Source organism: Pseudomonas sp. B21-056 (genome assembly GCF_026016325.1).
Taxonomy (GTDB): domain Bacteria; phylum Pseudomonadota; class Gammaproteobacteria; order Pseudomonadales; family Pseudomonadaceae; genus Aquipseudomonas.
The window spans coordinates 4,213,503-4,231,057 of the sequence record NZ_CP087203.1 but is presented as its reverse complement, the minus strand read 5'-3'; the positions used below and the strand labels follow the sequence as shown (position 1 = coordinate 4,231,057).

The 17,555-nt window shown below is 60.6% G+C and carries 16 protein-coding genes; 3 read left to right on the top strand and 13 right to left on the bottom strand.

Annotation, left to right across the window (positions count from 1 at the left end; translation table 11 throughout):
• Positions 1 to 146: 146 nt before the first annotated feature.
• Positions 147 to 485 carry a DUF6124 family protein gene (locus LOY67_RS17935; RefSeq protein ID WP_265063768.1) on the bottom strand — a complete coding sequence of 113 codons (339 nt, stop codon included), beginning with the start codon at positions 483 to 485 and terminating at the stop codon, positions 147 to 149.
• Positions 486 to 613: 128 nt separating this feature from the next.
• On the opposite strand from LOY67_RS17935, the gene LOY67_RS17930 reads away from it, so the two are divergent.
• Positions 614 to 1,261: a LexA family protein gene (locus LOY67_RS17930; RefSeq protein ID WP_265063767.1), complete on the top strand. Its 648-nt coding sequence runs from the start codon at positions 614 to 616 to the stop codon at positions 1,259 to 1,261.
• A gap of 28 nt (positions 1,262 to 1,289) precedes the next feature.
• Here LOY67_RS17930 and LOY67_RS17925 read toward each other — a convergent pair whose 3' ends face one another.
• From LOY67_RS17925 to LOY67_RS17910, 4 genes are read right to left on the bottom strand one after another with little or no spacing between them, the layout of a single operon-like run.
• Positions 1,290 to 3,239 carry an acetyl/propionyl/methylcrotonyl-CoA carboxylase subunit alpha gene (locus LOY67_RS17925; RefSeq protein ID WP_265063766.1) on the bottom strand — a complete coding sequence of 650 codons (1,950 nt, stop codon included), beginning with the start codon at positions 3,237 to 3,239 and terminating at the stop codon, positions 1,290 to 1,292.
• Complete coding sequence (locus LOY67_RS17920) at positions 3,236 to 4,084, bottom strand: gamma-carboxygeranoyl-CoA hydratase (RefSeq protein WP_265063765.1); 849 nt, start codon at positions 4,082 to 4,084, stop codon at positions 3,236 to 3,238. The genes LOY67_RS17925 and LOY67_RS17920 overlap by 4 nt, the downstream gene beginning before the upstream one ends.
• 13 nt (positions 4,085 to 4,097) lie before the next feature.
• Positions 4,098 to 5,705, bottom strand: a complete 1,608-nt coding sequence (locus LOY67_RS17915; RefSeq protein WP_265063764.1) for a carboxyl transferase domain-containing protein — start codon at positions 5,703 to 5,705, stop codon at positions 4,098 to 4,100.
• Positions 5,706 to 5,716: 11 nt separating this feature from the next.
• Entirely contained in the window at positions 5,717 to 6,880 is a 1,164-nt protein-coding gene (locus LOY67_RS17910) for an isovaleryl-CoA dehydrogenase (protein WP_265063763.1), read from the bottom strand.
• A gap of 202 nt (positions 6,881 to 7,082) precedes the next feature.
• Here LOY67_RS17910 and LOY67_RS17905 point away from each other — a divergent pair, with 202 nt between their 5' ends.
• Complete coding sequence (locus tag LOY67_RS17905) at positions 7,083 to 8,774, top strand: AMP-binding protein (RefSeq protein WP_265063762.1); 1,692 nt, start codon at positions 7,083 to 7,085, stop codon at positions 8,772 to 8,774.
• Positions 8,775 to 9,429: 655 nt separating this feature from the next.
• On the opposite strand, the gene LOY67_RS17900 is transcribed toward LOY67_RS17905, so the two are convergent.
• The 3 genes from LOY67_RS17900 to LOY67_RS17890 all read right to left on the bottom strand — a co-directional run bounded on the left by LOY67_RS17900 (position 9,430) and on the right by LOY67_RS17890 (position 11,983).
• On the bottom strand, positions 9,430 to 10,329 hold the full coding sequence (locus LOY67_RS17900) for a hydroxymethylglutaryl-CoA lyase (RefSeq protein ID WP_265063761.1): 900 nt from the start codon (positions 10,327 to 10,329) through the stop codon (positions 9,430 to 9,432).
• Between the two features lie 155 nt (positions 10,330 to 10,484).
• A complete protein-coding gene (locus LOY67_RS17895; protein ID WP_024779786.1) occupies positions 10,485 to 10,883 on the bottom strand; it encodes a MerR family transcriptional regulator in 399 nt (132 codons plus the stop codon).
• Between the two features lie 170 nt (positions 10,884 to 11,053).
• A complete protein-coding gene (locus LOY67_RS17890) occupies positions 11,054 to 11,983 on the bottom strand; it encodes a LysR family transcriptional regulator (protein ID WP_265063760.1) in 930 nt (309 codons plus the stop codon).
• 190 nt (positions 11,984 to 12,173) lie between these two features.
• Here LOY67_RS17890 and LOY67_RS17885 point away from each other — a divergent pair, with 190 nt between their 5' ends.
• Positions 12,174 to 13,403, top strand: a complete 1,230-nt coding sequence (locus LOY67_RS17885) for an acyl-CoA dehydrogenase (RefSeq protein WP_139641769.1) — start codon at positions 12,174 to 12,176, stop codon at positions 13,401 to 13,403.
• Positions 13,404 to 13,542: 139 nt separating this feature from the next.
• Here the strand turns inward: LOY67_RS17885 and LOY67_RS17880 are convergent, their stop codons facing one another.
• From LOY67_RS17880 to astA, 5 genes are all read right to left on the bottom strand, one after another.
• Entirely contained in the window at positions 13,543 to 14,412 is an 870-nt protein-coding gene (locus tag LOY67_RS17880; RefSeq protein WP_265063759.1) for an isocitrate lyase/PEP mutase family protein, read from the bottom strand.
• Positions 14,413 to 14,597: 185 nt separating this feature from the next.
• Positions 14,598 to 14,780: a hypothetical protein gene (locus LOY67_RS17875; RefSeq protein WP_265063758.1), complete on the bottom strand. Its 183-nt coding sequence runs from the start codon at positions 14,778 to 14,780 to the stop codon at positions 14,598 to 14,600.
• 21 nt (positions 14,781 to 14,801) lie between these two features.
• Positions 14,802 to 15,461, bottom strand: a complete 660-nt coding sequence (locus tag LOY67_RS17870; RefSeq protein WP_265063757.1) for a transposase — start codon at positions 15,459 to 15,461, stop codon at positions 14,802 to 14,804.
• Positions 15,458 to 16,231 (bottom strand): hypothetical protein, encoded by a 774-nt coding sequence (locus LOY67_RS17865; RefSeq protein ID WP_265063756.1) that lies wholly within the window; start codon positions 16,229 to 16,231, stop codon positions 15,458 to 15,460. The genes LOY67_RS17870 and LOY67_RS17865 overlap by 4 nt, the downstream gene beginning before the upstream one ends.
• Positions 16,232 to 16,484: 253 nt before the next feature.
• Positions 16,485 to 17,519 carry an arginine N-succinyltransferase gene (gene astA / locus LOY67_RS17860; RefSeq protein WP_265063755.1) on the bottom strand — a complete coding sequence of 345 codons (1,035 nt, stop codon included), beginning with the start codon at positions 17,517 to 17,519 and terminating at the stop codon, positions 16,485 to 16,487.
• Positions 17,520 to 17,555 lie beyond the last annotated feature (36 nt).

The following is a 17,555-nucleotide window of genomic DNA, read 5'->3' as shown; positions in this document are numbered from 1 at the left end:
GACCTAAGGTCTTCTGGACTATCGACTGATCTCGCGACCAGTTGATGCAATAATAATCATTATCATTTGCAAGTCAAATGTTTTTATTGCGCAGATTGGAAAATATTTCCTGACGGCCGCATCAGCGGTGCCGTGCTCTACGCTGCTTAACGGGTGGGGTAGCCGTCCAGGGAGCGGTCAAGCATGACTTTCGCCAGATCAATCATGTGCACCACCGAAAATGCCAGGTCCCGGCTCGAGCCCTGCAGCCGGTTGGCGGACTCGTGGGCGGTGGCTGCTGCACAGCGCAGCAGGTCGCAAGCGTGAACCAGGGCTTCTTCGCCATTGATATTGCGATTCACGTCGAAGAAACGGTGTTCCTGTTCATCTGAAACACCCGGTTTCAAGTAATAGTCCAGGGCCCTTTGGGCGGCCGGGCAATCCTGTAGCGAGGGGAACGGGGTGTTCAAGGGGCGGGTGGGCTCGTCTTTGTTGAAGGTGTCCATGGTGTCGAAGTTCTCCGTGGTGGGCTGAAATCCTCAATTCAGAATAGTACGCATCGTAATTGTGACGACAATTTAAATACTACAATATGTGTTTTGCTGGTCGGAGTCCTCCACGTATCGTGCCGCTCATGGATAAATGGATAGAGTTGGTCAAGGCCAAAATGAAGGAGCTGCGCGTCACGCAAGTGGTGCTCGCAGAACGTCTGGGAATGTCGCAGGGCGGCGTCGGCCACTGGCTGACCAAGCGCCGGCAGCCCAGTGTCGAAGACATGAACCGGGTCCTGCAGGAATTGGGGATGGAGTTTCTCGAAGTGGCGATGGTGATCCGCGAGCCGGACACCTCGACCGAAGAGGGCATGACCCTGGCGCAGAAGTACAACCCGTACTTCCGCTATCCGGTGAGTGACTGGCACGACGTTGGCGAAATCCGCGAGGTCGATCCCGAGCGCTATCGCCAGGCGCGTTACGAGCTGACGGATTATCACGCCCAAGGGGACGCGTTCTGGCTGGTGGTGATGGGCGATGCGATGACCGCGCCGTCCGGGTTGAGCATTCCCGAAGGCATGTCGATCCTGGTGGACCCGGCCATCGAGGCAGAGCCCGGCAAGCTGGTGGTTGCCCAGTTGCCGGGCAGCAGCGACGCAACCTTTCGCAAACTGATCGAAGAGAGCGGGCAGCAGTACCTGGTTCCGCTCAATCCGACTTACCCGAAAACCTTGTACACCGAGCAATGCCGCATCATCGGTGTGGTGGTGCAGGCCACCATCAGGTTCTGACCGGATCGGCCCCTGGACGGGCCGATACCTATTCCTCGAATGCCACCAGTGCGCTGCCCTCGCTGACCATTTCCCCTTCCTGGCAATACAGCGCCTTGATCACACCCGTCTTGGGCGCACGAATGCTGTGCTCCATTTTCATGGCTTCCAGGACCACCAGTTGCGTGCCTGCCTCCACCGTTTGGCCGGGGCTCACCAGCACCCGCACGATGCTGCCGTTCATGGGGGCGGTCAGGCCGCCCTGATGACTGTGGCTGGCTTCTGCGGCGGCGAGCGGGTCGTATCGCTCGACGCGACGCAGATCACCCTGCCAGTGCAGATACAGGCTGTCGCCCTGGCGAATGGCCCGGTGGCTGCGGCGCAGGCCGTTGTGTCCGATCACCAGGTATTCGCCCTGAAGTTCGGCGGCTGCAGCCTGGACGTCCAGTGTCAGCGCCCGGTCCTGGCCGTCGCAGCTCAAATGCAGGGTCGTTTCCCTGGGTAGCCCCAGGCGCAGGCCGCTGGTCTCGGACCAGGGGGAACCGGCGTCGTCGGGACGTGCCTGTGGCGTCAGACCCAAGGCGAAGCCCTGGGCGGCTGCGGACCAGAAGTCGTCATCCAATTCGCCCGGTTCTGGCAGTAATTGCGCCTGGTAACGTGGGATAAAACCGGTGTCCAGTTCCGCCGCGGCGAAAGCCGGGTGAGCGATGATGCGACGCAGGAAGCCGATGTTGGTTTTCAACCCGCCGATGGCAAACTCGTCGAGCATGCTCAACAGCCGCAACCGCGCCTGTTCACGGTCCTCGCCCCAGGCAATCAGCTTGCCGAGCATCGGGTCGTAGAAGGGCGAGATCTCATCGCCTTCCTCAACGCCGCTGTCGACCCGACGCCCCGGTCCTGCGGCCGATTCGCGGTACAGCGCCAGGCGTCCGGTGGCCGGCAGGAAATCGTTGGCCGGGTCTTCGGCATACAGCCGCACTTCGATGGCATGGCCCAACAGCGGGACTTGTTCCTGGGTGATCGGCAATGGCTCGCCCTGGGCGACGCGAATCTGCCAGGCCACCAGGTCCAGTCCGGTGATCGCTTCGGTGACCGGGTGCTCGACCTGCAACCGGGTGTTCATTTCCATGAAGAAAAACTCGCCCCGCGAGTCCAGCAGAAACTCCACCGTGCCGGCCCCGACGTAGCCAATCGCCTGGGCTGCGCGCACGGCGGCCTCGCCCATTGCTCGCCGCAACTCTGGGGTCAGGCCCGGAGCGGGGGCTTCTTCCACGACTTTCTGGTGACGGCGCTGAATCGAACAATCGCGTTCGTTGAGGTACAGGCAATGGCCGTGCTGGTCGGCGAATACCTGGATCTCAACGTGACGTGGCTTGAGCAGGTATTTTTCCACCAGCATCCGCGAGTCGCCGAACGACGACTGCGCCTCACGCTGTGCCGAGGCCAGGGCTTCGGCCAGTTGGCTGACGTCCTCGACGACTTTCATGCCCTTGCCGCCGCCACCCGCAGTGGCCTTGAGCAGCACCGGATAACCGATGCGTTCGGCGGCGGCACGGAAAGTCTCCAGATCCTGGGCTTCGCCATGGTAACCGGGCACCAGCGGCACGCCGGCGGTTTCCATCAAAGCCTTGGCTGCGGATTTGCTGCCCATGGCATCAATGGCCGAGGCGGGCGGGCCGAGGAAAATCAGCCCGGCGTTTTCAATGGCCCGGGCGAACCCGGCATTCTCCGACAGAAAACCGTAGCCGGGGTGGATGGCCTGGGCGCCGCTGGCCTGGGCGGCGGCGATCAGCTTGTCGATTTGCAGGTAGCTGTCGGCCGCCTTGCTGCCACCCAGGTCGACCCGGATGTCAGCTTCACGGCTGTGACGGGCGTCGCGGTCGGTGGCGCTATGCACCGCAACGGTGGTCAGGCCCATGGCCTTGGCGGTACGCATCACGCGACAGGCGATTTCACCGCGATTGGCCACCAGCACGGTGGTGAGGACAGGGGCGCTCATCGACGGGGCTCCTTATGTTTCGCTGCGGCAGGTTCAGAACCGCCAAGGTTCGGCTCGGCCTGCCAGTTCGGCGGGCGTTTTTGCAGGAAGGCACGCAGGCCTTCCTGCCCTTCGGGGCTCACGCGGATGCGGGCGATGGCATTCTCGGTGTAGCGTCGCAGCGCCGGGGTCAGGGCGCCGTTGCCGACTTCGCGCAGCAGTTCCTTGCTGGCGCGCATGGCCGCCGGGCTGTTGAGCAACAGGTTATCGATCCATTGTCCGACTTGATCGTTCAGCGTTTCGGGCGGGTAACTTTCCGACAACAAACCTATTTCTTTCGCACGTTGTCCGCCGAAACGTTCCGCAGTGAGGGCATAACGTCGGGCGGCCCGTTCGCCAATGGCCTGCACCACGAACGGGCTGATCACCGCCGGCGCCAGGCCAATGCGTACTTCCGACAGGCAGAACTGCGCGTCATCGGCACCAATGGCCATGTCGCAGGCGCTGATCAGGCCCAGTGCGCCACCAAACGCTGCGCCTTGGACGACTGCCAGCGTAGGAATCTTCAGCTTGGCGAGGTTGTACATCAGCTCCGCCAGTTCCCGGGCGTCGTCGAGGTTGGTGTGGTAGTCGAGCTCGGCCGACTGTTGCATCCAGGCCAGATCGGCGCCGGCGCTGAAGTGTTTGCCACGGCCGCGGATCAGCAGGAAGCGCACGCCTGGATCGCTGCTGACCTGGTCCAGCGCGAGAATCAGCTCGCGGATCATTTCGGCGTTGAACGCGTTGTTCTTCGACTCGCGGCTCAACCACAGGGTGGCGACACCGCGCGGGTCGGTCAGCAATTCGAGGGTGTTGAAGTGGTCCATGGGCATTCCCCGGTTACATCCGGAACACGCCGAAGCGGCTCGGTTCAATAGGTGCGTTCAGTGACGCGGACAGGGCCAGGCCCAATACGTCGCGGGTCTGGGCCGGATCGATGACGCCGTCGTCCCACAGCCTCGCGCTGGAGTAGTAGGGGTGGCCCTGTTCTTCGTACTGGTCGAGGATCGGTTGTTTGATCTCGGCTTCCTGGGCGGCGCTGAACGGATGGCCGCTGCGTTCGGCCTGTTCGCGCTTGACCTGCACCAGCACGCCGGCGGCCTGCTCGGCGCCCATCACGCCAATCCGCGCATTTGGCCACATCCACAGGAAACGCGGGTCATACGCCCGTCCACACATGCCGTAGTTACCCGCGCCGAAGCTGCCGCCGATGATGACCGTGAACTTCGGCACCCGGGCGCAGGCCACGGCGGTGACCAGTTTCGCACCATGTTTGGCGATGCCGCCGGCCTCGTATTTCTGTCCGACCATGAAACCGGTGATGTTCTGCAGGAACAGCAACGGGATGCCACGCTGGCAGGCCAGTTCGATGAAGTGCGCGCCTTTCTGCGCGGCTTCGGCAAACAGGATGCCGTTGTTCGCCAGGATCGCGACGGGGTAGCTGTGCAGATGGGCAAAGCCGCACACCAGTGTGGTGCCGAACAACGCCTTGAATTCATCGAACACCGAACCATCCACCAGACGCGCAATCACTTCCCGGACATCGAAAGGCTGCTTGGCATCGGCCGGCACCACCCCGTACAGCTCGTCGCTCGCATACAGCGGGGCGATGGGTGGGCGGGTCTGCACTTCACCGAGCTTGCGCCAATTGAGGTTGGCGACGCTGCGACGGGCCAGCGCCAGGGCATGTTCGTCGTTGTCGGCGTAATGGTCGGCCACGCCGGAAATCTTGCAGTGCACATCGGCACCGCCCAGATCCTCGGCGCTGACCACCTCGCCGGTGGCGGCTTTTACCAGCGGTGGGCCGGCGAGGAAGATGGTCGCCTGTTCGCGGACCATGATCGCTTCATCGGCCATCGCCGGCACATATGCCCCCCCGGCCGTGCACGAGCCCATGACCACCGCCAGTTGCGGGATACCCTGGGCGCTCATGTTGGCCTGGTTGAAGAAGATCCGGCCGAAGTGCTCGCGGTCCGGGAATACTTCGTCCTGGCGCGGCAGGTTGGCGCCACCGGAATCCACCAGGTAAATGCAGGGCAGGCGATTCTGCTGGGCGATGGTCTGGGCGCGCAGGTGTTTCTTCACGGTCAGTGGGTAATAGGAGCCCCCTTTGACCGTCGCGTCGTTGGCGACAATCATGCATTCGACGCCTTCCACGCGACCGATGCCGGCGATCACTCCCGCAGCGGGGACGTCCTCGCCATAAACCTCGTAGGCCGCCAGCGGGCTGATCTCCAGGAAGGGCGAGCCGGGGTCCAGCAACCGGTTGATGCGCTCGCGCGGCAGCAACTTGCCCCGTGAGGTGTGCCGCTCCTGGGCCTTGGCGCCACCGCCTTGTTGGACGTGAGCGAGCAGGGTGCGCAAGGCCCCGACCTGTTCGAGCATGGCATCGCGGTTGGCGATGAACTCCGGTGAACGTGGGTTGAGCTGGGTGTGCAGCGTGGCCATGGTCAGCTCCGTTAGCGGGTTTCGTTGAACAGTTCGCGACCGATCAGCATCCGACGGATCTCACTGGTGCCGGCCCCGATTTCGTACAGCTTGGCGTCACGCAACAGACGTCCGGCCGGGAATTCGTTGATGTAGCCATTGCCACCCAGGATCTGGATGGCGTCGAGGGCCATTTGCGTGGCGCGCTCGGCGGTGTAGAGGATCACCCCGGCGGCGTCCTTGCGGGCGGTTTCGCCGCGCTCGCAGGCCTGGGCCACCGCATATAGATAGGCGCGGCTGGCGTTGAGCTGGGTGTACATGTCGGCCACCTTGCCCTGGATCAGCTGGAACTCGCCGATGCTCTGGCCGAACTGCTTGCGGTCGTGGATGTAGGGCACGATCAGGTCCATGCAAGCCTGCATGATCCCGGTGGGACCGCCGGACAACACCACGCGTTCGTAGTCCAGGCCACTCATCAGGACTCGGACGCCGCCATTGAGCACACCGAGGATGTTCTCTTCCGGCACTTCGACGTCATCGAAGAACAACTCACAGGTGTTGGAGCCGCGCATGCCGAGCTTGTCGAACTTGTTGCTGCGGCTGAAGCCTTTCCAGTCGCGCTCGACAATGAACGCGGTGATGCCGTGGGGACCTTTTTCCAGGTCGGTCTTGGCGTAGATCACATAGGTGTTGGCGTCGGGGCCGTTGGTGATCCAGGTCTTGCTGCCGTTGAGCACGTAATGGTCGCCGCGCTTGTCGGCTCGCAGCTTCATGGAAACCACGTCGGAACCGGCGTTCGGCTCGCTCATGGCGAGGGCGCCGATGTGTTCGCCGCTGATCAGCTTCGGCAGGTACCTGGTTTTCTGTTCGTGGTTGCCGTTGCGGTTGATCTGGTTGACGCAGAGGTTGGAGTGGGCGCCGTAGGAGAGGGCGACCGAGGCCGAACCGCGGCTGATCTCCTCCATCGCCACCACGTGGGCCAGGTAGCCCAGGCCGGCGCCGCCGTATTCTTCCGGCACGGTGATGCCCAGCAGGCCCATGTCGCCGAATTTGCGCCACATGTCGGCGGGGAACAGATTGTCGACGTCGATCTGCGCTGCCCGTGGCGCCAGCTCGGCCTTGACGAAGGCCTGTACCTGGTCGCGCAGCATGTCGATGGTTTCACCGAGGGCAAAATTCAGGGATGGGTAGCTCATGGGACACCTTTGGCTTTTTTATCGGGTGTGGAGAGGGGCGAGGAGCGCTCTCAGGTTTACGTTAACGTAAGCCTGAGATAAATGGCTGTCAATCACCTTTACGTTAACGTCAACTTGGTCCAGAGTAGATGCGGCTGTTCGCTCAGCCCATCGGTTCATAGCCAAGCGTAGCAACCCACTAATAAAGACAAGAGGGGGCGTCATGGATCAACCCGGTTCGCATTCGCAGCTCAGCTACACCCACGGCTCCCAAGCCAAAGCCTTGTTGGCGCAGACCATCGGCCAGGCTTTCGACCAGACCGTGGCCCGCTACCCCGATAGCGAGGCGCTGGTGGTTCGCCATCAAGCGCTGCGCTACACCTGGCGGCAACTGGCCGAAGCGGTCGATCTGCACGCCCGCGCCTTGCTGGCGTTGGGCCTGAAAACCGGTGACCGTCTCGGCGTGTGGGCCCCCAATTGCGCCCAGTGGTGCATCAGCCAGTTCGCCAGCGCGAAGATCGGCGTGATCCTGGTCAATATCAACCCGGCCTACCGCAGCTCCGAGCTGGAGTACGTGCTCAAGCAGTCCGGGTGCCAATGGCTGGTGTGCGCCGGGTCGTTCAAGACCTCGGATTATCACGCCATGGTGCAGACCCTCGCGCCGGAGCTGGCGGAACAATCGATCGGCCAGTTGCATTGCGAACGTTTGCCGGACCTGCGGGGCGTGATCAGTCTCGATCCCCTGCCGCCGTCAGGGTTTTTACCCTGGTCGCAACTGGCCGACCTGGGTGTAGCGGTTTCGCCTGCACAGTTGGCCGAACGCCAGGCCAGCCTGCAGGTCGAGCAACCGGTGAACATCCAGTACACTTCCGGCACCACCGGGTTTCCCAAGGGCGCGACCCTCAGTCACCGCAACATTCTCAACAACGGCTACATGGTGGGCGAAAGCCTGGAACTCAGCGCCGATGACCGGCTGGTGATCCCGGTGCCGCTCTACCATTGCTTCGGCATGGTCATGGGCAACCTGGGGTGCATGACCCACGGCAGTACCATGATCTATCCCAACGACGCCTTTGATCCGCTGCTGACCCTGAGCACCGTGGCCGAGGAAAAAGCCACCGCGCTATACGGTGTGCCGACCATGTTCATCGCCATGCTGGATCAACCGCAGCGGGGCGAATTCGACCTGTCCAGTCTGCGCACCGGGATCATGGCCGGCTCGACCTGCCCGATCGAAGTGATGCGGCGGGTGATCAACGAGATGCACATGAGTGAAGTGCAGATTGCCTACGGCATGACGGAAACCAGTCCGGTGTCATTACAGACCGGTCCGTCAGACGAACTGGAATTGCGCGTTACCACTGTCGGCCGCACCCAGCCGCAACTGGAAAGCAAAATTGTCGACGAGGCTGGCGACATTGTTCCCCGTGGCACCATCGGCGAGCTGTATACCCGTGGCTACAGTGTGATGCTCGGTTACTGGAACAACCCCAAGGGCACGGCCGAGGCCATCGACCCGGACGGCTGGATGCACACCGGTGACCTGGCGACCATGGACGAGCAGGGTTACGTCTGCATTGTCGGGCGCAACAAGGACATGATCATCCGGGGCGGTGAGAATATTTACCCCCGTGAGCTGGAAGAGTTCTTCTTCACCCACCCGGCGGTGGCCGATGTGCAGGTGATCGGCATTCCCTGTTCGCGCTACGGCGAAGAGATCGTGGCCTGGATCAAGTTCCATCCCGGGCACAGCGTTACCGAGCAGGAGTTGCAAGCCTGGTGCAAGGCGCGCATCGCCCACTTCAAGACGCCACGTCACTTCAAGTTCGTCGAGGAGTTCCCGATGACGGTGACCGGCAAGATCCAGAAATTCCGCATGCGCGAAATCAGCATCGAAGAATTGCGCGATCGATAAGACTCGCCACAACACCTGTGGGAGCGAGCCTGCTCGCGATGAGGCCATGTCAGTCGACATCTCTGTCAGCTGACAGACCGCTATCGCGAGCAGGCTCGCTCCCACAAAAAAGCCGAACGCCAGACAGCACAAAGGGGAGCCGAGGCTCCCCTTTAATTTTGTCGTCGTGCTCTTTTTTTATTATTGAGGGGCGGCCTATTGTTGTTTTTGGTGGCCGTGACCCTTTACCGCTGTTTTTGGCGATCCCCATCCGGGATCAAGAGCAAACGTATTTTTTTGAGCGCTGATCTGCTTTTTCGCCTTGCGATCCAACCGATTCGGGTACTACCTGAAGGTAGTCTTATTGTTCTCTGCCCGGTTGCGGGTTGCTCCTGGAAGCACCCTGAAAAGCCCATCTTCTCCAAAAAAATCTGTTAGCTGCGTCTCTGCCGTGTTGTTTTTGTTATGTCAGAGTCGTTTCGTCTTGTTTTTATTGGGTTTGCCGCTTTTTTTATTCTTGTTATGCCAGAGAGATAGCAGGTGCCGTGCCAACTTTTAAAAAGCCTTTTAAATCAGTAGGTTGAACTTTTCAGTTGAAGAACATGACGGCGCGAATCTGACAAATTGTTTCCGTGTTACTCGTTTCACCTTCCTTACAACGGGGGGCGGTAACACGTCATTGGGCGCTGCGTGCCTTGGCGACCCGTGAACCGGTCGGGCGCCCGAGCACGTCACAGATCTGTCGACCGGCAGCGATCAGCGCGTCCAGGTCGACGCCGGTTTCAATACCCAGGCCATTGAGCAGGTACAGCACGTCTTCGGTGGCGACGTTACCGCTGGCACCCTTGGCGTAGGGGCAGCCGCCGAGGCCGGCGATGGAGCTGTCGAACACCGCGATACCTTCGAGCAGACTGGCATACAGGTTGGCCATGGCCTGACCGTAGGTGTCGTGGAAATGACCGGCGAGCTTGTCCCGAGGTACCTGCGCCGAAACCACTTCGAACATCCTGCGCGTGGCGCCGGCGGTACCGGTGCCGATGGTGTCGCCCAGGGACACCTCGTAACAGCCCATTGCATAGAGCTCGCGCGCGACCCAGGCCACTTGCTCGGGCTTGACGGTGCCTTCGTAAGGGCAGCCCAGCACACAGGACACGTAGCCGCGTACGCTGACGCCGTTGCGCTTGGCGGCCTCGATGATCGGCACGAAGCGTTCCAGGCTTTCCTTGATGGAGCAATTGATGTTGCGCTGGGAGAACGCTTCGGACGCGGCGGCGAACACCGCCACTTCCTTCACGCCGGCCGCCAGCGCGTCTTCGAACCCCCGCAGGTTCGGCGCCAGGGCCCCATAGGTGACACCGGGTTTGCGCTGGATCTGCGCGAACACCTCGGCGGAACCGGCCATCTGCGGCACCCATTTGGGCGAGACAAAGCTGCCGACTTCGATGTAACCCAGGCCGGCGGCACTCAGGGCATCCACCAGGCGCACCTTGTCGGCGACGCTGATGGGTTGCGCTTCATTCTGCAGACCGTCGCGGGGGCCGACTTCGATCAGGCGTACAAAGGAGGGGAGGGACATGGGGTTTGACCTTTAATGGGTTGCCAAATATATCGGGGCTACGGCGATCCAATGTGGGAGCGAGCCCGCTCGCGATAGCGGTATGTCAGGCAACATTGATGTTGGCGGTTACACCGCTATCGCGAGCAGGCTCGCTCCCACAATGGGTGTGACAGCTATACAGCTTCCTGCCCCTTGAGCGTCTGCTCCAGCGCCTGGATGCAGCGTTCTTCGGCGGTATCGAGTTCAAGCTTCATCTGTTCGATGTCCAGCAGTTGCTGTTCGAGTTGTTCCCGGCGTTCGGTGATTTTCGCCAGCATGCTGTGCAGTTGCTTCTGGTTGCCGCTGGAAGGGTCGTAGAGCTCGATCAGCTCGCGGCACTCGGCCAGGGAAAAACCGATGCGCTTGCCCCGCAGGATCAGTTTCAGGCTGACCTTGTCCCGCGGCGAATAGATACGTTCCTGACCCCGTCGCTCGGGACTCAACAGGCCTTGCTCTTCATAAAAACGGATGGCTCGGGTGGTGATGTCCAGTTCCCGGGCGAGGTCGGAGATGCTGTAGGTCTGGCTGCTCATGGAAGCGCTCGAAACGAAAGGGGCTGGCGCTAAGCTAATGTCAGGTTGACGTTCACGTCAAGCAATGAAACCTGTGGGAGCGAGCCTGCTCGCGATAGCGCCAGGTCAGTCAACATGGACGTTGGCCGATCCACCGTATCGCGAGCAGGCTCGCTCCCACATTTGATTTCCTACACTTTTTCGAGCTTTTTCTCATGAGCTGTCACCTGCTGGCACAGCTCGATCATCTGCTCGCGCATCCAGCGGTTGGCCGGGTCCTGGTCGGTGCTTTCGTGCCAGTAGAGGTGGCTTTCGACCGGCGGGACATCGTTGACCGGCAGGTGGAACGCATGCAGGTCATGACGGCGTGCATAACGTTCGGGAATGGTGATGACCATGTCGGTCTGCTGCAACACCTGGGAGGCCATCAGGTAATGCTGGGAGCGCAGGGCGATCTTGCGCTGGATGCCCATCTTGCCCAGGGCCAGGTCGACATAGCCCAGCCCATTGCGGCGGCTGGAAATATGCACATGGGTCTGGGAGAGATAATCATCGAGGCTGATTTTTTCCTTGGCCGCCAGGGGATGGCCCTTGCGCATGGCGCATACGTAACGGTCCTCCATCAGCTTGACATGGCGTACCTGCGGGTCGGTGTTGAGCGGGGCGTCGACGGCGAAGTCGAGACGGCCGGCGGCCAGTTCCTTGGTGGTTTCACGGCGCTTGGCCAGGAAACTTTCGATGGCCACGGTCGGCGCCAGGCGTCGCAGGCGCTGGAACAGCGGTGGCAGGATCACGCCTTCGGTAAGGTCGGTCATGCTGATGCGGTAGGTCTTGACCGCCTGCAGCGGGTTGAAAATCCGGCTTTCCTGTACCGACACCCGCAGCAACGACAGCGCATTGCGCACCGGGCCGATGATGTTCTGGGCCATGGGCGTGGGCACCATCCCCTGGGCGGTGCGCACGAACAGCGGGTCGTTGAAGGTTTCCCGCAAACGCGCCAGGGCATTGGAGACGGCAGGCTGAGTGATACCGACAATCTGCCCGGCGCGGGTCAGGTTGGCTTCGGTGTAGATCGCGTCGAAGACGATGAAGAGATTGAGGTCGACCTTGCTCAGATTCATGGCGCTGCACTCTTGTTTTTAGACGGTTTCTCGGGCGTGTCGTGAGGTGTCGGGTGGCGATGGAAATCAGTGAACCATATATCGGTGATGAATGTTAATACACGCCGAGAATAGGTTAGGTAAATTTTCGTAGCTGAACTAGCATCGATTCCATGATCTGAAATCAACCTCTGCCAAGAAGGTGCTGCCCATGGATTTTGCCTATTCCCCCAAGGTTCAGGAATTGCGTGAACGTGTCACGGCGTTCATGGACGCCTACGTCTACCCGGCCGAAGCGGTGTTCGAACGGCAAGTGGCCGAAGGCGATCGTTGGCAGCCCACAGCCATCATGGAAGAACTCAAGGCCAAGGCCAAAGCCGAAGGCCTGTGGAATCTGTTCCTGCCCGAGTCGGAGCTGGGTGCCGGCTTGACCAACCTGGAATACGCACCGCTGGCAGAGATCATGGGCCGTTCGTTGCTGGGGCCGGAGCCGTTCAACTGTTCGGCACCGGACACCGGCAATATGGAAGTGCTGGTGCGCTACGCCAACGAAGAACAGAAGCAGCGCTGGCTGGAACCGCTGCTGCGTGGCGAGATCCGTTCGGCCTTCGCCATGACCGAGCCGGACGTGGCGTCCTCCGACGCCACCAACATGGCCGCCCGCGCCGAGCGCGAGGGTGACCAATGGGTGATCAACGGCAAGAAGTGGTGGACCTCGGGGGCCTGTGACCCGCGCTGCAAGATCCTGATCTTCATGGGCCTGAGCAACCCCGACGCGCCACGCCATGCCCAGCATTCGATGATCCTGGTACCGGTGGACACCCCCGGGGTCAAGATCGTACGCCCTCTGCCGGTGTTCGGTTACGACGATGCGCCTCACGGCCACGCCGAAGTGTTGTTCGACAATGTGCGAGTGCCGTACGAAAACGTCTTGCTGGGTGAAGGACGCGGCTTTGAGATTGCCCAAGGTCGCCTCGGCCCGGGCCGTATCCATCACTGCATGCGCTCCATCGGCATGGCCGAGCGGGCGCTGGAGTTGATGTGCAAGCGCGCCGTCAGCCGCACTGCATTCGGTAAACCGCTGGCGCGCCTGGGCGGCAACGTCGACAAGATCGCCGACTCGCGGATGGAAATCGACATGGCTCGGCTGCTGACCTTGAAAGCGGCCTACATGATGGACACCGTCGGCAACAAGGTGGCGAAAAGTGAAATCGCCCAGATCAAGGTGGTCGCGCCGAATGTGGCCCTGAAGGTCATCGACCGTGCGATCCAGATCCACGGCGGTGCCGGGGTGTCCAACGATTTCCCGCTGGCCTATATGTACGCCATGCAACGCACCCTACGCCTGGCCGACGGCCCGGATGAAGTGCACCGTGCCGCCATCGGCAAGTTCGAAATCGGCAAGTACGTGCCCAAGGAGATGCTGCGCAGCGAGCGCTGAGATTTTCCTCGCCCCTGGCGACGCCTTCGCGAGCAGGCTCGCTCCCACAGGGGGGTTGTGGTGAACACAAATTCCGCGTCACTCGGAAACCTGTGGGAGCGAGCCTGCTCGCGAAAGCGTCCTCGAGACCGCCGTCGGATTACTCCTTGACGCTCATGTACTCCTCGGCCCAACGGATATATTCCTCGGGCTGGGTGTAGGTGTGGGTCAGTTCGGTGGCGCTGAGGTCCGAGGCCTGGGTGAAGATCTGCCGTTGTTCGCGAAGGCTGTCGTAGGTGGCCTTGATCGCGGCGAAGTAGGCGCCGTGGCCGTCGATGGTGATCCGCACGCCCAACTCGGCCAGGCGTTTGTCGTCGCGCAGCAGCGGGTTGCCATAGGTGACGAGCATCAGCGGCACCGTCAGGTTCTCGCTGATCTTTTCCAGGTGCTCGAAGTCCTGCACACCCACCATGCAAATCCCGTCCGCGCCGGCACGTTCGTATTGCCGGGTACGGCTGATGATTTCCTGCACCGGCAGGATCCCGGCATTGGTGCGGGCGATGATCGCCATTTCCGGATCGACCCGGGCTTCCAGTGCCGCACGGATCTTGCCGACGCCTTCGGCTACGCCGATCAGGTCGGTGGATTTACGGCCGAACTGGGCCGGCAGCAAGGTGTCTTCGATGGTGAGGGCCGCCACGCCGGCGCGTTCGAGTTCGATGATGGTGCGCATCACGTTCAGGGCATTGCCATAGCCATGGTCGGCATCGGCGATCACCGGCAGTTGGGCCACGCGGCCGATGCGGGTGGCCTGTTCGGCAAACTCGCTGAGGGTGATCAACGCAAAGTCCGGTGCACCCAATACTTGCAACGACGCCACCGAGCCGCCCAGGATTCCCACTTCAAAACCCAGGTCGGCGGCAATGCGCGCCGACATCGGGTCAAACACCGATGCGGTGTGGTAGCAGGTCTGGGAAGCCAGGAGTTGGCGAAAGTTACGACGTAAATCTTGATGGGAAAGCCTGGACATATAAGTTCCACCAATGGAATGGAAGGGCTTGAGCAAAAATGTCAACGCCGAAAGAACCAAAGGCTATCACGTGGCAAGCGTAAAGATGATGACGAATGCGCATGGGCCATGTCTGCCGCGCATCGAAAAAGGCTGCAGACCTGGGGGTCTGCAGCCTGGTCAAGTACCGGTCATTCAGGCGCTATTCAGTCCTGAGCCGGCACGCTCCAGATTTGCTTGATCTCATGGATGTTTCCAACGTTGAAACGCGTCGGGAATCCGGGAATAGTGCAGTAGATCTCGCTGGTGAGCTGGGTCGCGGTATCGACCACATTGGTCGCCGCGCGCAGCAAAGGGGTTTCATCCCAGTTTTTCATCAGGTTATTCACGGTTTTCTTCCTTCTTTTTGGTTATTGGGCAGCGAACGGCTGCCCAGGGGAGAGCAACGACAGCATCCGTGTAAACAGTGCTGTCTCTTGCGCAGCTATGCCGGGATAAAGCGGCGTGTAGTTTTCATCGAAACACCAGGCTTCGTCGGCGTGGTTCGAGTGTTCAGGATGAATAAGCAGACTCAGCGATGCGGACATGGATTGGGGGGCGATCTGCTTATGGATTTCCATCAAGGGCGGCATGTATAAAACTTCGCCAGGCGAAAGTTTAACGCTGCGCTGTTTTCCCAGTCGGGGTGTCTTGCCCTTTTGCAATGGCAGTTCATCCAGTATTTCGCGGATGACCGTGGTGTAACCGTCGCCACTGTAGCCGACGGTATACATTTCAAAGTCGTGGCTGTGGTTCAGGTCATAGATAAAAGTTTCACTTTCATCTCGCAGGTTGACCGGTGACCAGAACCCCAGGCGAAGGGTGAACAGGTCATTGCTGTGCAGTACAAATGCATAGGCGTTGTAGAGACTGTTGCGGATACTGAAACCATCCCGCTGGATCGTGGCATAAAGGTGCTCGCTCAATAAGCAACGATTAGATGCCAACTGCCGCAAGTCGCTAATAATTTGGGTTCTGTCTCGCAGCAGGTCATAGGTATTTACGCGTGCGATAAATGTTTCCAGGTTCATGCGGCCTGCTCCAATGGAAAGAGCAAGTTGTCCAGTCGCGGGTTCTTGAGTTTCTTTAACAGCGGAACATAGTTCAGTGCGGTGTGCGGGTCGGCCCGGTAAAGCATCTGGAAGGCTTTCCACGCTACCGCGGGATGGTAGTGATAGACCAGCTCTTCGGCGACCTTGGGCCCCTTGGGATCCCGGAGTGTATCGAGCAGTTCCAGGCTCACCAGGAAGCGGGCAGCGCTTTCGTCATGAGGCAGCCAGGCTATTTTGCGCAATGAAACGCGGTCGAATACGCTGATGTCGGCACTTCTGTCCAGCAAGTTGATTCGACCCGTTAATGTGGCCGATTGCCGTTCTGCCCGAGCGTAGTCGAATAGTGTTCGGCTGCCGTCGATGATGAGCGGGTTTTTCGCGTCGACAGTGACCATGTCGAGTTTCTCGAGTTGATCTTCATGGCAGATGTAACGCTGGATTTCGAATGGTTGATCAAGGGCAAACAGAATGCTTTGTCCTGGTACCGAGTACAGGGGCGACAGCACGTTGTGGAGAGTGGCCGTGCTGATACTTATGTTGCCGATGTTCGTGCAATGCAACAGAAGGGTGCCCGTGTGTGGGTTGGACATGCTCATGATAGTTGCACGCCGGGACTGCGCCTCGGCAAACGTTGGTTGATTACTCAACTGGCTGATCAGTTGATTGACTTGCGCTGTCATGTCTAATGTCTTTATTTCTTCCGCTATGTACTCTGGCGGAAATTTTTTGTTAATTAGATGTTTGATCATGAACTTTTCGCTGCAGTGGGTCGGTGCGAGAAAGTATGGATTTTGAGTGGGGGAGTGGCAATTGGGGAATTGTCGGGAAGTATTGCCGATGAACTACGTGTTTGTTGTCGAGCCCTCAGGAACAGGCTTCTCATTATCGTCGGGAACATATCCCCTTACCGATTGAAGGGGACAAGGACAAGGTAGGGCGAGTGACAGGCGAGGAGGGCAGGTCAACGAGCCCTGCCGATTGGTTCTCCGTTGTCCCGTTGCCTTACGCCGCCACGGCCTGCCGCCCTTGTCCGAGCAGCGGCACAGCGCGCACCGTGTCACCTGGCTGCACTTGCAGGCGTTTGGCGGTGAGGCGGTCGACGATCAGGTTGTGGCCGTTCTGATGGCCCCGGGCGCTGGTGACGCGGCAGTTTTCCAGGCGTCGGTTATGGATCAGCCAGACCGGGGCCCGTTCGTCCGGTGAGCCGATGGCCAGGACCAGTGACTGGCTGTCGCGGATGCTACGGATCTTCGAAACCGGCGCTTCGATCACCGGGCCGCCGTCGAAAATGTCGATGTAACCCTTATGGCTGAAACCCTCGGCACCGAGGATCTTCAAGGCCGGTTCAGTGTTGGGGTGGGCCCTGCCGATCACCGCCTGGGCCTGCTGGGTGAGCAGGCAGGTATACAGCGGCTGGCGCGGCATCAACTCGGCAATGAACGATTTGTTGCCCATGCCGGATAACTGATCGGCGTAGCTGAAGTCTTTCTGGAAAAAGTGCCGGCCCAGGCTGTCCCAGAATGGCGAGCAGCCGTGCTCGTCGGCATGGCCGCGCAACTCGGCGATCAGCTTCTCACCGAACAGTTGGGAGAACTCCGCGACGAACAGCAGCCGTGCCAGGGACAACAGCCGCCCGTTGTGGCCGCGGCGTTGCGCAGGATGCAGGAACAACGAGCAGATTTCCGATTGCCCGGTCATCTCGTTGTTGAGGAACAGGGTAGGAATCTGCCGCTGGATGCCCAGTTCGGGCGCCGAGCTGACGGTGACCCCGACCCGATAGTTGTACCACGGCTCACGCAGGCCGACCGCGCCGGTCAGGGCGCTGATACCGACCACTTGCCGGTCATCGTCCTCGAGCACGAACAGGTAGTCGGCGTCGGCGCGCTCGACTTGCCCGGCAAAGGTGCGCTGGGCCCAGCGTATGCGATGGGCCAGGCGTTCTTCATTGGCCGGCAGGCTGGTGAACCCCGGGCCTGCGCAGCGGGCAAGGTCCAGCAATGAAGGCAGGTCGGTGATGGCGACCGGGCGGACAATCATGATGCAGCTCCTTCATCGTGTCGACCTGGGCTCAGG